The organism is Shewanella pealeana ATCC 700345 (genome assembly GCF_000018285.1).
Classification (GTDB): Bacteria; Pseudomonadota; Gammaproteobacteria; order Enterobacterales; family Shewanellaceae; genus Shewanella; species Shewanella pealeana.
The window spans coordinates 3,318,510-3,334,571 of sequence record NC_009901.1; the positions used below are offsets into that span (position 1 = coordinate 3,318,510).

At 41.3% G+C, this 16,062-nt stretch carries 13 protein-coding genes; 8 read left to right on the top strand and 5 right to left on the bottom strand.

The window, feature by feature from the left end:
* The first annotated feature begins 167 nt into the window (after positions 1-167).
* A complete protein-coding gene (panP, locus tag SPEA_RS14380) occupies positions 168-1,814 on the top strand; it encodes a pyridoxal-dependent aspartate 1-decarboxylase PanP (RefSeq protein ID WP_012155941.1) in 1,647 nt (548 codons plus the stop codon).
* 100 nt (positions 1,815-1,914) lie between these two features.
* On the opposite strand, the gene SPEA_RS14385 is transcribed toward panP, so the two are convergent.
* Positions 1,915-3,465: a cadherin-like domain-containing protein gene (locus SPEA_RS14385; protein ID WP_012155942.1), complete on the bottom strand. Its 1,551-nt coding sequence runs from the start codon at positions 3,463-3,465 to the stop codon at positions 1,915-1,917.
* Positions 3,466-3,860: 395 nt separating this feature from the next.
* Positions 3,861-4,763, bottom strand: a complete 903-nt coding sequence (locus SPEA_RS14390; RefSeq protein WP_223296505.1) for a helix-turn-helix domain-containing protein — start codon at positions 4,761-4,763, stop codon at positions 3,861-3,863.
* 225 nt (positions 4,764-4,988) lie between these two features.
* Between SPEA_RS14390 and SPEA_RS14395 the strand changes: the two genes are divergently transcribed.
* Positions 4,989-5,360 (top strand): hypothetical protein, encoded by a 372-nt coding sequence (locus SPEA_RS14395; RefSeq protein WP_012155944.1) that lies wholly within the window; start codon positions 4,989-4,991, stop codon positions 5,358-5,360.
* Positions 5,361-5,473: 113 nt separating this feature from the next.
* On the opposite strand, the gene SPEA_RS14400 is transcribed toward SPEA_RS14395, so the two are convergent.
* Both SPEA_RS14400 and SPEA_RS14405 read right to left on the bottom strand, forming a co-directional pair.
* A complete protein-coding gene (locus tag SPEA_RS14400) occupies positions 5,474-6,973 on the bottom strand; it encodes a GGDEF domain-containing protein (protein ID WP_012155945.1) in 1,500 nt (499 codons plus the stop codon).
* On the bottom strand, positions 6,970-7,971 hold the full coding sequence (locus SPEA_RS14405; RefSeq protein ID WP_012155946.1) for a BMP family ABC transporter substrate-binding protein: 1,002 nt from the start codon (positions 7,969-7,971) through the stop codon (positions 6,970-6,972). Before SPEA_RS14405 ends, SPEA_RS14400 begins: the two co-directional genes overlap by 4 nt.
* A 1,046-nt stretch (positions 7,972-9,017) precedes the next feature.
* Between SPEA_RS14405 and SPEA_RS14415 the strand changes: the two genes are divergently transcribed.
* The 6 genes from SPEA_RS14415 (at position 9,018) to SPEA_RS14435 (ending at position 14,172) form a co-directional block, all read left to right on the top strand.
* Positions 9,018-9,995 carry an LPP20 family lipoprotein gene (locus tag SPEA_RS14415; RefSeq protein WP_041410988.1) on the top strand — a complete coding sequence of 326 codons (978 nt, stop codon included), beginning with the start codon at positions 9,018-9,020 and terminating at the stop codon, positions 9,993-9,995.
* Between the two features lie 114 nt (positions 9,996-10,109).
* Positions 10,110-11,018, top strand: coding sequence for a hypothetical protein (locus SPEA_RS14420; protein ID WP_223296506.1), 909 nt, complete (start codon positions 10,110-10,112; stop codon positions 11,016-11,018).
* 2 nt (positions 11,019-11,020) lie between these two features.
* Entirely contained in the window at positions 11,021-11,620 is a 600-nt protein-coding gene (locus tag SPEA_RS14425) for an LPP20 family lipoprotein (RefSeq protein WP_223296507.1), read from the top strand.
* A 61-nt stretch (positions 11,621-11,681) separates the two neighbouring features.
* A complete protein-coding gene (locus SPEA_RS14430; protein ID WP_012155950.1) occupies positions 11,682-13,241 on the top strand; it encodes a transglycosylase SLT domain-containing protein in 1,560 nt (519 codons plus the stop codon).
* 38 nt (positions 13,242-13,279) lie between these two features.
* On the top strand, positions 13,280-13,432 hold the full coding sequence (locus SPEA_RS23280) for a hypothetical protein (protein ID WP_190272121.1): 153 nt from the start codon (positions 13,280-13,282) through the stop codon (positions 13,430-13,432).
* A 2-nt stretch (positions 13,433-13,434) separates the two neighbouring features.
* Positions 13,435-14,172 carry an ETEC_3214 domain-containing protein gene (locus SPEA_RS14435; protein ID WP_012155952.1) on the top strand — a complete coding sequence of 246 codons (738 nt, stop codon included), beginning with the start codon at positions 13,435-13,437 and terminating at the stop codon, positions 14,170-14,172.
* 139 nt (positions 14,173-14,311) lie between these two features.
* On the opposite strand, the gene SPEA_RS14440 is transcribed toward SPEA_RS14435, so the two are convergent.
* Positions 14,312-16,045 carry a phospho-sugar mutase gene (locus SPEA_RS14440; protein ID WP_012155953.1) on the bottom strand — a complete coding sequence of 578 codons (1,734 nt, stop codon included), beginning with the start codon at positions 16,043-16,045 and terminating at the stop codon, positions 14,312-14,314.
* Between the last annotated feature and the right edge of the window lie 17 nt (positions 16,046-16,062).

Here is a 16,062-nt window from a genome sequence, read left to right on the forward strand (position 1 = left end):
AAATCCACCATTTTTCAGTAATCAAGCCTGCCACTTTATTTTTCTACTTGATGCGCTATAAAGCATAAAGTAAAGTGACCGTCCGTTTTGAGCATCCGTTTTGACCATCTGTTTCGATAGGCAGTTCAGTTAAGAAAACAGCGTGATTAGTAGAGAATTTTAGCCCCATGACAGCAAGAAAAGCCACCGCATCAGAAGAGGCGTTACTGCGAATTTTTACGGTTCCAGAAGCCCCAGACTCTACCCTCAGTGTGATTGAGCAAAACATCTCGCAAAACCTAATGGGTTTCTTGCAAGAAAGCGTGGTGGCTGTCGAGAAACCGCTTTCTGAAGTTGAACTGGACTTTCAACAGTACCATATTCCTGCTGCGCCGCAGTTTGTGTCTGATTATGCCGATAATATGATGCAAACATTAGTAGCCCACTCAGTGCACACCTCTGCGCCCAGTTTTATCGGTCATATGACCTCGGCTCTACCTTACTTTGTATTACCTCTGTCTAAGATGATGGTCGGGCTTAATCAAAACTTAGTAAAAATAGAGACCTCTAAAGCCTTTACGCCGTTAGAGCGCCAAGTGCTGGGGATGATGCATCATCTTATTTATAACCAAGATGAAACCTTTTACCAAAGCTGGATGCACAGCGCCAATGTCTCTTTGGGCGCATTTTGCTCTGGCGGCACAGTCGCTAATATCACCGCCTTGTGGACGGCTCGTAACCAACTGCTTAAGGCCGACGGTGACTTTAAAGGTATCGCCAAGCAAGGCCTACTCAAAGGCCTGCGTCACTATGGTTACGATGACTTAGCTATCTTGGTCTCTGAGCGCGGTCACTATTCGCTTGCTAAAACTGCAGACTTACTAGGTATTGGCCGAGAAAACATCATTCAGGTACCTACATCGGACGATAACAAGGTCGATGTGGTTAAGATGCGTGAAATAGCTGAGCAACTTGATAAAGACAACATTAAAGTCATGGCGATTGTTGGCGTTGCTGGTACCACTGAAACTGGCAATATTGATCCGCTAAATGCGCTTGCCGATCTAGCCGCTGAGCTAAACTGTCACTTCCATGTCGACGCTGCATGGGGCGGCGCCAGTCTATTATCGAATAAATACCGTCACTTGTTAGCCGGGATTGAGCGCGCCGATTCGGTCACCATCGATGCCCATAAGCAGATGTATGTCCCCATGGGCGCAGGTATGGTGATCTTTAAAGACCCAACCTTTGCTAACGCCATTAAACATCATGCCGAGTATATCCTACGTCAAGGCTCGAAAGACTTAGGCAGTCAGACCTTAGAGGGCTCTCGCCCAGGTATGGCAATGCTAGTACATGCTTGCCTTAAGGTGATAGGCCGCGAAGGTTATGAAATTTTGATTAATAACAGCCTAGAGAAGGCGCGTTATTTTGCAGACTTGATCACCGCTGAAGCCGACTTTGAGCTGGTGTCTAAACCTGAACTTTGTCTACTTACCTACCGTTATGTGCCACAATCGGTACAAATTGCCATGGCTAAAGCTCGTGAAATAGGTGATACAGCAACGCTTGCACAGTTCAATGGTTTGCTCGATGGTCTAACTAAGTTTGTACAAAAAACTCAGCGCGAGCAAGGCACCTCGTTTGTATCACGAACCCGAATTAATCCTGAAAGCCACCAGCTCATGGATCTCAAAGCCGTGGTATTTAGGGTGGTATTAGCCAACCCACTCACTAGCCATGACATTTTACAGCAAGTGTTAGCCGAGCAAGCCCAAATAGCCAAGAGTGAAACTCACTTCCTACCTCAGTTGCTCACTCTGGCGCAGAGCTAACAAGTAAAGTCATTTCCGACTCATTAACCTAAGATTGAGTCACTGACGCTTTCTAAAACGAAAAAAGCCCCAAAAGGGGCTTTAATCCGATAACAAAATATTACTGGTGCATCTTCTTAATTAGCGCTGCACGTTCGTCATAATCTACTTTATGACAACCAGAACAACTGTCTTTTGAAGTATTCCAAGGCTGAACATACTTGCCATCTTTTGAGAAGTTTTCAGGGCTAGACGCTGGGTGTTCCAAATTAATCCTAAAGAAGTGCTTGTTGTTAGGCATATGGCAGCTTTCGCACTTAGCCATAAAACTATGCACCTCAAGCTCAGGTGTGAACGGCTTATCATAGTGACAATCAACACATTGCTTCACCATGGCATTTTCATGGCCCGGCTGGTCATCATTGATCTTAGACTGATGTGGGTTATGACAAGTATGACACGCCATATCATGTTTCTTACCCGTCACTACGCCCGTATCGGCATCCATTCCTAATAGCGCATCAGCCGCCACTCGACCACCGAGATCATAAGGGATCGTACGACCACCTATGCTATCGCCACCAAAGTCCTTGTTATGCTCACTGATAAAGGTTGGGAACTTGCGATTAGTTTTCTTACTGTGACATTCAGAACAGGTAATAGCCTTACCGAACGCCATATCAGCTTGCTGTAAGTCTGAGGTGTAACGCCCCTTAGCAATGCGGTCAATATCATCTGCAGACTGAGTCACAATATGCTTGTTACCCGCGCCATGGCATGCTTCACACTGAATACCTGTATATTCAAACGTACCTTCGATACCGACTAAACCGTCTTGATGATTCGGGTTTAAAGGTGAATTTGGTGTGTGATCTTTCCAACCGGTCGTATGGCAGTGACCGCAATCGAATGAGTGTCCGTCTACTGGAAAATGTGCATTATTAGGAACGATATTATTTATCGTAAAATCTTCACCATTTTCAGGTAATTCTACCCGAACACCGTCGCCAGCAAGAATGTAACCGTTATTGTCAATAAACATAGCCGTACGATAGTAACCACCGATAACATAGCTCACTTCATCCCAACTATTCGGTGTACCCGCACTATTTTTCGCACCATGAAGCAACTCTACAGAACCTTTTAATGAGGTAAATGGGAACTCTGGCGCCTTGCCGTTCTCAATCTTGCTCAGCTTAAAGTTATGGCCTGTTTCTAAGAAGGTCGCTTTGTCTGTATGACAGCTTAAGCAAGTTTGTGTTCCCACAAAGTGCCCTGTCTCAGTGACTGCAGAGACTGTAATTGTCACTGTTGCGCTATCTGTTGCCCCTTCAGGGTCGGCAACAGTATAGTTAAATACCACTGTCCCTGGTTTCTCTGGTGTAAACAGCAGCTGGTTGTCTTGAATAACCCCTTTACCTGTACCTTCAGTTAACTCCACTAGACTTAGCGTTAGCGCATCACCATCAGGATCCATATCGTTAGCAATGGCATCAATCATTACTGGTGTGCCCACGATTGCGGTAGCTAGTGTTGGTTGAGCAACTGGCGGATTATTATCGCTTGTAGGTGGTGTCACGACATCATCATTGTCAGATCCACAGCCCAGCAATACGCTTATCATACTTGCGAGTAACACTTTTTTATATAAAGCGTTTAAGTTGTTCATCATGATATTCCCTGCAAAACTATCATTGCACTTTTATTTAAATTTTTATGTTTTTCCGAAAAAAACTATCACACCTTCTCGAAAGAAGAGTTTCACCCTCTTATAAAAAAGAGAAAAAATCTAACCTTCGAGTCATTACACTTTATTCAGGCTAAAAAAAATCATCACATCGAACTGAGGATATGAATAAGGGGCATTCAAAGTGGGTTTCGTTTAATTCAATTTTACCAAGTGGAAAATAGTCAATTAGCGACTATGGCGTAATGGCTTTTTCATCCCAAAAATGGTGTTTTTCGTACCGAGTAGAAACTATGTGAGCTTGGCAGGTATTTTCTCTTAGAGATTTAAAGTTTACTTTTCATTCTAATCAAGTGATTGAAAGATTAAATTTAAGATAACTAGTTAACAGACTTCGCTCTGAATTGAGAAGGCGTAAGTTGGGTATGACGCTTAAAAAACTTAACGAAATAGGTCACATCATCGAAACCCAATTCATAAGCAATCTCTTGAATTTTGGCGCTACCGATAGTTAATCTTCGTTTTATTTCAAGAATGGCGTGAGCATCAATTAACTGCTTAGCGGTTTGGCCGCTGGCTTGCTTGCAAAGTTGATTTAGTGATTTATAAGAGATATGCAGCATATCCCCATAGCCTGAAGCATCTCGGGTATGGGCAGCATGACTTTCAATTAGTAATAAAAACTGCTGAAAACGTAATGCTTGAGCTTCACTTAGATGCTGTACGTCGGTTTTCCGTTCAGCAGCTAAAGCTACCAAAAGCGACGAAAATAACAGCTGAACCAATAGCTGACAATCCGTTTCGCTCTCCTGAGCTTTATTGATCTCCAACAGCAGGTTATCACACGTTTTAATCAGCGATGAACTTAGTGCTAACAGCGGCTGTTGAGAACTAACCAGATGAGTTGGCGTGAAAAAAGGAATTCTAATATTGGCTAAAATTTTATTTAAGAAGTCTTCGGTAATATTGATCATTTTACCTTTTGCGCGACTCTTCAGATCAAAAGCGTGCACTTGATGTTTATTGACAAAAATAAAGCTCCCCTTTTTAAATGGATGATATTTAAAATCGACAAAATGCCCACCTTCACCCTCTGTAATATAAATAAAACAGAAATAATTGATCCGGTGAGCATGTGATGGACAAACTTTATACTTAGGTAATCTGCTATAAAAAAGCTCCAAATCTAATATTTCGACACCCGACTTTTTAATACTCGGGGCTCTAAATTCTACATTAGGAACACTCTTCATCGACGTTACACTTACCGTTAAAAAATCCAAAATTGATACATTGCGTGCTTAAGATTAAACATCAACAACTACTTTAGCGGACTATCTAATAATGAATCCAAAGAGGCAATAAACATGAGAACAAATCAATACCCAGCTCTCAATATTTAGTATAACTTCGATTGAAAATGGCTAAATTTAACACGCATGATTAACTATATGCCAACAATCGCTAAAGGCGAACGCTAGAAAGATAAAATGGAGAAAGACGCAAGGATGACCAACCTAAACAATGGATTAAACAATGAGCTAATGCTTGAGTTAACAAGCCTTGGCTATCAGGTGGAAGAGCAAGGTAATAAGCTTAAAGTAAAGCTTGGAGGATTAGCCTATCCCATCTATATAGACTACGACTTGTGTAAAAATCAATTCATTGTAAACACACGCGATATCATTAACTCTACCTTTTCAATTGCGTGGTTGTTTTTTGCACTCAACAATACTGGCTGGAAACTAGCGCTATTACTCTGCATCATGGTCATTGGTTTGTTAAACATAGTCCTTACCGAAATCAAGTCACAGCCATTAAAGCAACGTGTCTGCTTATTTAATAGAGACTCCTGCTATCAAAACAAGCACTCTAACTGATTGATTAACGCTATGAAGAGCCAAGCGTTCTAGGGGATTACCAGTTTCAGTTATTGGCTATCGACTATCCAGCGCAGGAAAAACTGTGTAGAAAAATGAGCAGGTTCAAGTGATTAGACAAGACATAACTCATCTGAAAAAATAGGGGAAACTTGATTAATTTTGGCGTGATACATGGCCATATCAGCTTCATTCAATATGTGGTCAACTGATACTGTATCTTTCGCGTCATAACGGCTAATACCAATACTCGAAGAGATAGCGAATATCTTATCTTCATAATGAATTGGTGCCTCGATCAGCAGCATAATGGAATGAGCAATTAGCTGCAATTTATCTCGACTATAATCGTCTGTTATGCTCACAATGAACTCATCGCCGCCTAAACGATAAACGCGACCGTATGCCTGAATACAATTTGCGATTCGCAAGGCTATAGTCTGTAAAGCTACATCACCTACTCGGTGACCATAATTATCATTAATGGCCTTAAAGCCATCAAGATCCAACATCATAAAAGTAAACCTTTCGTGTTTATTCTTCTCTACTTGCTGAATAAATTGATTAAACCTTACACGATTGGGGATCCCAGTTAATGGATCTGTTTGTAACTGCAACTCTACCGACTCTCTCGCTTCAATTAGTTCACTAATATCTAATCCTGAACATTCAATCTCATCTTGTATACGCTCAGAATAATTAATTTGGAAATGCTTTACAGCCCCTTTCACATTAATTGTGTATTCGAAACTATGACCACCTTTACGCTGCAATAGCTGAGTAATAAAGCGCTTTAACCTTGCTGCATACACACAGTTAATCGTTTCTACATCGCTGACTAATTGAGTAAATGTTTGGTTTGCTCTTATGATTTTGCATGTTTTTACATCAATAACGAATAAACAAACTTGAGTCAAATTATATGTTCTAGAGTAGCGCTCTTCGCTCTGCTTCAACTGATTGACAGAGTTCAGTAATCTGACGCGCATCATATCTAAAGATAAGAAGATAGCATTGATCTCTATAAATTTATTGTGTACCGGAGGTGGAACCTCAAACTCACCACTGGCGACCAAGCGTGTGAATTGGTGCACATCTTTAAAGGGCCTCTTAAAGATCGACAGTATTTTATGGCTAAAGAGAAATGAGATAAAACTCACTAAAACCACAAAAAATAGTGTCTTAGGTAATACAGTAGAATAAACATGGGACCTTAAAGCATCATTATCTTTATAGATCACTAACTGTCCCAGACTACTGCCTCTCGAGTCGAAAATAGGATAAGTCAGCAAGGTCAGCTTTTCCTCTTCAACGTTAGAGTTAATCACCTCTGCGAAGGTCATGGCATACAGTTCAGACTCCAGCTTTACCGCTCGAATATAATCTAAACGCGAGAGGTCATTAACGACTATCTCAGCTAAATTAAGGTCAAATTCCACCAGCGATTTTTCAGCGTTTATCAATTGCTGCAGTAAAACCTTGTCATACAAGCTACGCCATTCATTTCGCTCGGTAAGTAAACTCTTTGTGACATTAAAGCCACCAATCACCAACATCGGAACTAAGGTAAGCAAGATGTATAGGATGATGATATGAGAAGAGAGCTTTTTCATCTTCCTATCTCACATTGAGTTATGATTTCACGTGAAATGGCGTTGTTCTTCCCCTTTAACTGAATGATAAGATCGCTAATTAACTCTTTATCCTTTTTGCTTAAGCTCGGATTATCTTGGTTTACAGCGACATTAATAATTCCTTGCTTAATACCAAAGTGTTTTTCGTTGCTATTCCATATCCCATTTTTCAAGAGCATTAAAGCGGCAAAAATAGCCTTATCAGAACGTTTTTCAAAAGACGCAAGTAAGGTATTTGGATAGTCATGATTAAGATTAAAATCGATACCAAAACTGAAGTGACCTGGGCCTAGGTTTTTCATGGTATCCATAACCGCTTTACTCGCAAAGCCCGCCACAGGGAAAATAATGTCGACCTGTTCACTCACCATCTGCAGTGCCAAAGCTCTAGCCTTTTCTAAATCATCCCAAGACAATACACCGTTATTAATATACTGAGTCGATAAACGCGCATTGCTATTAGCCTTCTTTAAACCAAGCTCATAACCACAACGGAAGTTCTCTAAAACTGGAATGTCTATGGCTCCAATAAAACCCACATGATTGGTTCTAGTCTTTAACCCCGCTATAAAGCCAATCACGTAAGCGCCTTCTGCATGATTAAAGGTGAGACCTAAGATATTAGGAACATCGTATGCCACATCTAACGAAATAAACTTGGTTGCGGGATTCGCTTTCGCAACATTGCCGAAGGTCTCTATTGAATTAGAGTCTTGCACAACGATTGGACTAAAGCCTGCCACTGCGCCTTTTTCAATCTCTTCAAGATAAAGACTGTTATCACGCTTCAATCGCTTTTTAACGACAGGAATAGAAGACACCGCCTCAAACTCATTGATCCCCTGCTCTACCATATGCAGAAATGTCCCTTCTGAAACCTCTCCTTGAAAGAGTACTAAAGGTTTTATCTCTTCAGGTGTTGCCATCAATTGGGGGGAGTACGCTGCAGCCAAAAGCAATAGCCATGCTTTAATCATGAATAGTGTCAACTCTTCTATTGGCCAGAGAAGACCAATAAATTCAATACTTAGTTTATAGGGTAATGTTATTGATTATAAGGATAAAAGAGAGTTTGAAACATGCTTACGAATAGGAATTTGTGAGCTCAAACTAAAAATAGATCATCGCTCAATAAAAACGTGATCTATTTCTATACTATTGGACATTTTGGTGTATAAAAAAACCACACCACATCCACAATTAGTCACCATTAAACGCTCTAATTCATATTTGCACGTCGTAACCCTACAGCAACGCCACCACACAAAACAACACCCCATTAACCATGCAAAAAAAAACACCAAGTAGCATGTTCATCTTTGATTTTAAGTTAACGTCAACCTTTAGAATTTATTTATATATAACTCCCTGGTCAGCCTAAATACTTCTTAGATTAATAATTTTGAATTAATACCTACAACATCATAAAAGCTAGGCCGTAATCAACATACGCCGAACATTACCATTTCAAACACATCAAGATTGTAGGTAAATAGAAACTTAATAGTTGAGTATTAAGTCCCAACACATTCAATTGGCACATATTCAATTACTACATATTCAATTACTACATATTCAATTACTACATATTCAATTACTACATATTCAATTGCTACATATTCAATTGCTACATATTCAATTACTACATATTCAGATTCAAGTTAAAACACTTCAAAAGCAACCATTAACACTCATTTTACCCAACCAAGATCACAGTTAGCAAATAACAAAAATATTAATATTAAAGAGTAAGGGGCAATATGATAACTTTAAACAAATGCTAAATGCATTCAATTGAAACAATAAGGTTTAATGCACCCCATACGATGACATTAACTTTCATTACAACTTGAACCTGGAACACGAAAAACATCAAGCATTAGCACTCCAGTTTAAAGCCTGCACCTTTATTGCAATACTTTAATATTGACTAAACAATTTAGTTGGTTGGTGTAATTAAAGACCTAACAACTTTTAAAACAGCTAAAACAGATATAACAACTAACTGAACCTAACACTTAATATGAACTCAACATACAAAATTCTTCTGTATATATTGCTGCCCTCCTTAATGCTTGGCTGCCAATCAACCAAGACTCCTGACTGGTATAACCTGCCGATAAGCAATAATTCAGATTATATCACTGCTGTAGGAGAAGGTCGAAGCCTCGAACAAGCGAAAAAGTCAGCACTTAGCAACATAAATGCGGCTCTTTGGACTCAAGTAAATTCTTCCTTCTCGATGAATGACACTCATAGAAGCATTAATGATAAAAACTATTCCAATGCCTATGTAAATAACGCCATCAACACCAAAACAGCAAATATTGCGTTTAGTGGCGTGGAATACATCAATATCGCCAACAACGACACTCACTTCTATGCTCAAGCACAGATCAATAAATCGAATATCATTAGCCAACTCACCTCTGATTTAAGAAATATCAATCAGAAAGCAGAAGCACAAGTTGATAAATTGGCTTATCAGGATGCACTGCAATGGTGGTTAGTCAACAAGGATAGTGCTATCTATAACGACTATACACACGTAAGACTCGCTATTCTCAGCTCACTCTCACCAGCTCATGGTATTAATACACAGTCATTGGATAAATTAAATAGCCTTTCTGCAAGAGTTAAGTCCAACATATTGATCCATATTCAGACATCTAAAAGTGATAAGAAGATGGCCCAAATTATAGCAGACAAGCTATCTAATGAAGGAATTAAAACAACTATGCATAGCACCTCAACTGTTACGCATAATCTAAAACTCATTTCAGATTTACGACAAAGCATTATGGCAGAAGCATATATCTCTACCAAAATAACCGCTCTACAACTCAAAGATAGAAATAACAATATCATCAGTAGCAGCGAAATAATCTCTACTGGGAACTCTCTTTCAAATTATCAAATATCTAAAGAAGGGGCAGAGCGTCATTTCTCAACCCTCGTCGATGAGCGCGGACTCTGGCCCGCTCTGGGTTTAACATTATAATAATATAAAACAATGGAGTTAAAGATGCTTAATAAAACAGTGGTCGCTCTCAGTGTGTCTTTGTTATTAGGAGCATGTGCTTCTAGCCCTGAGAACGTCTGCCACCCGAATACTATGGTGAATATTGAAACCTCTGATGTTCCAACAATAAAAAGCGGTGATAAGCAATATATTGTATTACCAATTGATATTAATTTTGAAGAGTCTGCAGCTGACAAGTTGAAAGCTACTCTGATAAATCAACTTGAAACACAACTTATAAATTCCGGTGTTAAGGTTGTTGATCGCAATTTAGCCCGCAAACTCCAAACCGAAATAAAGCTCGCTGAACAAAGTGGACGCTATAACACCAAGGGCGTGCCTATTGCTGACTTTGCTATTATCACAGAAGTTACTAAGAGTGAACTCAGTAAATCTCATAATGAAACCCGCTACTATGAGAATAAAGATGGTGAGACAAAAAAAATTCCGGCTAGCTGTGACTACCGAGTCGAATTTGCAGCAATAACAAAAGTCGTATCACTACCAAATATGGCATTGATCAAGCGTATTGAGCTAAGGGGGAATGACTCTTTTAGCACAGAAACCACCAACTCAAGATGCCCTATTTCTGAAGCGCAATATTCTGGGTTAGCATTAGCATCTGCAATTGAGTCTATTGAGCATGATGGTGAGTTGAAAGAGTTACTTGCCCCGAGCGCACCAGTATTAGAATTGCGCCATTGCGATAGTGGTCCAATGGTAAAGATCGGCATGGGCTCAAAGACGAACATTCAACCTGACACTGAAGTTTCATTTGCTAATGCTATTAAAAACTCAGAGGGTGAAATAGAAACCTTTGCCGTTGGTGAAGGAGATGTAGTCGATATCCCAATGCATGGCATTAAGCCTGAATACTCTTGGGTTATGATCAATGAAGAAACCGCTTTAAAAATCAAGAAAGGTGATGAGGCGAGAATTGTTCCTAAGCGTTGTAGTAGTTATCTCGACCTTGAATGCCAAGCACGGGCTATAGGATTATAATCGTGAGAAAAACTTTATTAATAAGTGCCTTAACACTGACTTTAACGGCCTGTTCTTCTACTCAGACTGTTGAACAAGCGCAGCAATTTGCTGACTGTACCTTCCCCGATGCCCCAACTGCTGAAGCACCATCATGGATCTGTGACGTAATGCCTACAGATTTGGCCGCTGGCGGCATGGGTTACGCGAAAAAGAGCGCTGCAGGCATGAACGTAATGCGCAAGATTGCCATTAACGATGCCAGAGTACAGCTAGCCTCTCAGTTTCAAATTGATGTCAACAATATGTTCAAACAAGCCATCAATAGCACTGTTAATACCACTACACAGGAAGGTGCCAACGAAAATGTTGTTGAAACATTTGAAAATGTCACTAAAAACGTCGTCACGCGCTCTCTTTCAAATAGCAAAGTGATCGTCAGTCAGGTTAGCCCTAGCGGTGGTTTATATGTGTTAGTGGGTATGGATAAAGAAAGCTACCAAGCTAACGTCAACACTGTGATTGACACCGCCAATCAAGATGCCAGCTTGTGGAATAAGTTCAATAACGAGAAAGCCGCCGAAGATTTATCCAAGGCGTTAGAATCGCTTAAAGCAATATAAAACAAACTATTAGAGGCTATTTTGATAGCCTCTTTTTATACTTGGCATAATAGAGAAAACAATGAACTACTATTACAAGTCCCTCATCGCCTTTTCAATTACCTCAATTGTATTTTCAGCTAACGCCAATACTGAGAGTTCGTTCGCCGAATTAGAGCAGGCTAAAACCCGTATTAACCAACCATTTGAAGAGAAAGTTGCTGATTTTCATCAATACGTTAACCAGTATTTGGATGAGTATGAGGCATGGAGATCCCAGTATAATGAAGCTCTCGACAAACAGCGAACCGAGCTCATAGGTCAATGGGGAAGTGGTGAAGTCTCTGACCAAACAAAAAGTGTCGAATACACTGACAATAACACCGTTAAAAAGGTCATCGACTATGAAAATAACACCGCTACCATATCGGTATTACTTGATGCTGATGCTGTTACAGAGTCCACACGTACTATTGTACAACAGGGGCTGACCGTCGATGGTCAGGTTTTAAACCTCACGCAGGCCAGCATATCGCTTGTGCAAGTCAATTATTCACTGCAGCAGGAGAAACAAGAAAAGTCGTTTATTATTAAACAAATAGAGCTGCAAATGAAGGAGCTGGATATTCAAGCAGACAGATTGATTCAGTCTGAAACAGGTATTCCAGAATCATTTATTTTTGAAAGAGCCCATAAGCAAAAACAGATCTTGCTTGCCGAGGGCAAAGTCCGCCTTAAGCATATAACTGATCTATATGACAGCAAACGAGAAGAACTAGGAATTGAAACTGTTGCATTAATGCCCATGGTTTCTGACAGTAAACCAACAACTGCACTGCAGACCGAACAAACACAAGTATCCGATAAGCAAACAACCAAACAAGCAGAGTTGCGGAATAACGCCACAGACAAGCCAACGGTAACACTCGCAACCGAACAAGCACCAGTTGTCAATAAGCAAACAACCTCACAGGTAGAGCGACATGATAAAGCTTCTTTCAAAGAAGCTCAGGCCTTCGCTGAAATTGTGGTCCCAGCCGCAGTGATTAAGCCTGCAGCCCAGAAAAAAATCGTTTCTTACACAGTAAAACTACCTAATAAGAGCCTAAATCTGCGCGCCAACCAGTATCACCCTTTGGCCACTGCAGAAAGCAAGAAGTGGGGAATTGATGAGGCTGTAATTATGGCAATTATGCACAGTGAATCGAGTTTCAGGCCGGATGCTAAATCTCATGTGCCAGCCTTTGGCTTGATGCAGGTCGTTCCTGTAAGCGCAGGTCATGATGTTAACAAGCACATTCGCAACATCGATGCACCAATGAAGGCAGAAGAGTTATATGTACCACCATTAAATGTTGAAACTGGTGTCGCTTACCTCCATATATTAAACGACAAGTACCTCAAAGCTATTATTGATCCCCAAAGCCGCCTTTATTGCATGATTGCCGCCTACAATACTGGGGCAGGCAATGTAGCTAGAGCCTTCAACGAAAACCGTACGACTAACATCCGCAAGGCCGCAGAAGTGATTAACAAGATGCCACCGGATCAGGTTTATCAGCACCTGCTAAAACAATTACCGTACGATGAAACCAAAAATTACCTCAAAAAGGTGAATCAGCGAATCGCGCTTTACCAATAATATAAACAGAGATAAAACATATGTTTAAAATTATCCCTATGATGTTGATAGCAATTGGGGTCTATATAGGTATGCAATACGATGACGAAATCATCGATCTTTTCGGTCAGAATACTATCGATCAGATAGAAGAAGCCGTTGAAGATAGTAAAGACGATATATTAGACAAGCTAAAAGATATTAACGAGTAAAAATGAATAATAACGACAATACTACTGAGACTCAGGGAAAACTAGCAAGAATTATTGCCCTTGTGTCTTTGGTTGCTATCGCCTTAGGTGGTTTTAATGACACTACCGATGCACTGAAGAAAATCTATGATTTCTCATTATCCAAATTTACTGATATCCCTTCGCAAAGTAAGCTGGACAAGATTTATATCCGGGCGTCATCTGACATCCTCGAAGAAAATTTTGGTGCCCCCGTGTATATCAAACACACTTACAAAGGGGATGTGATCAAATACTATCGAGATGACCGATTCGTCCTGTCAGCCATTAGTAAAGATGGCGCTATCTCAGCCTATCTAGTGTTTCCAAAAGCAGGTTTCAGTGCTGACACTAAGGCTTCTGCCGGAGGTAGCGATCTACTGACAACCTCTTTTAGTCACCAAGAATCGGTAAATGATGTTCGCGCAACACTTTCGAAAACAATAACTTACTATATAGAAGAAAACACCAATGGCGACTTCAGTAACCTATACTCATCAGTCAGTGGTTATAGCGAGTTCAATAACACATTGGACGCAGGAAAAAGAGCGACTTTAGCCAAATTGGTCGATGATATGCTATTAGGTGAAAATATCGCACCGTCGGCCATAGCAGTGAGGGAACAATTTACGCCCAACTTTTATGGCTATAGCACCTTGGGGCTAGGCGCTTTGGAGGAAGCTATTTTAACCCAATCAGAATTCCGCCTCATCAATCCATAACCCTGTTAAACCAAACTGTAAATTGGGTCTCATGACAGGTAAAGGTCCAATTTACAGTTTTCCCTCAGTTATATGCTCGAATGATCTCAGTTTAGCTAGTCCCAAAAATCATCTAAGAGATATTCATACCAAATAGATACTATTTAGGTAGCGCCGCCTGATGCGCCTCGATAAAGCGCGCCATTTCAACCTCAGCTCTTTGTTGTGCACTTGCTAAGCTGTCATCCTTGCTCATCGATTCGACCACTTCGTAGTAACACTTAATTTTCGGTTCCGTACCCGATGGTCTTACTATCACTCGAGCACCGTTTTTAAGACGATAGATCAGCACGTCACTGGCAGGGAGCGCGATATCCTCTTGTGTGCCATCGGCACTGCCCTCAAAAAAGAAGCGTTTACCTAAACTGATATCATCGGTCGATAGCACTTTATGCCCTGCGATTTCCGTCGGTGGATTCGCACGCAGATAAGCACCGATATTCGGTGTTGTTGGCTTTAATGCAATACTCACTTGAGCATTGATGTGAAAACCATGTTCACGATAGATAGCTTCGAGACGATCCCAAATGGTTTGACCTTGACTGGCAAGTTCTGCGGTTAACTGAGCAAACGCCACCAAGGCCGATAAGCCATCTTTATCCCACACCATAGAGCCAACGGTGTAACCCAACGCCTCCTCATAGGCGAACAGGAAACGATTACTATCAGTCTCTTCACTCATACCCACGTTGGTTAACCATTTAAAGCCGGTCAGCGTGGTTCTGCATGTCGCATTTAAGCTTTGAGCAACCTTAGATAATAAGCTTGATGACACTATGGTGGTGCAGGTTAACCGCTGATTTTCACTGGCATGAGTCAGCAGATAGTGGCCAAATAACACCCCGACCTGATCGCCGGTGAGCATCTGATAATCTCCGCTGTCAGTACGAACGGCAACGGCAAAACGGTCGGCATCGGGATCATTTGCACAAGCCAGCATGGCGCCATGTTTTTTCGCCTCAGCCATGACCATATCCATAGCGCCCTTCTCTTCCGGGTTGGGGAAATTGACCGTTGGAAAGTCACCATCAGGCTGCGCCTGCTCGGCAACCGAATACACTTTTGTAAACCCCGCATCCTTTAATACATCAAGTGCCATCTGATTTCCCACACCATGCATGGCGGTATAGGCTAAGCTCACAGCTTCTGGTTGAGTATGATTCTGCAGCACTGGAGCCAGCTTCACACCTTGACGATATGCATCATAAAAATCCTCTTCCAGCATCACTAACTGACCCGAGGCTTTTGCTTGTGGCATCTCCAGTAATGGGATCACTTGGGTAGCAGCTTTATCGATACAGGCGGCAATACCACTGTCGTGGGGAGGAATGATCTGCGCGCCATTGCCCCAATAGACTTTATAGCCGTTATATTGTGGCGGGTTGTGACTTGCGGTGACAACAATCCCTGCTGCGGTACCTAAATGCAGCACACCAAAAGCCACCAGCGGCGTTGCAGCAACATTTGCTGTAAGGTAAACCTTTATTCCCATTGCCGTTAATACACTGGCTGCGTCATGGGCAAACTGTTTCGAGTCATGGCGACCATCATAACCAATCACCACGCCGCGGGTAGCCACATCGCTAATTTGTGCTTTTAGATACGCACCTAAGCCTGCAGATGTTTGCTGCACAACTAATCGATTCATTCGAGTCGGACCAGCGCCAACCACACCACGTAACCCTGCGGTACCAAATGCGAGTCGCCCCGCAAAACGCCCTTCAAGTTCAGCGCTATCACCGGAATTCAGCAGAGTTTGTAGCTGCTGTCGCATTAAAGGGTCTGGGTCGCTAGCCATCCAATGTTTGACTCTCAATGCTAATTGGGTATCCATAACTCGCTCCATTTACT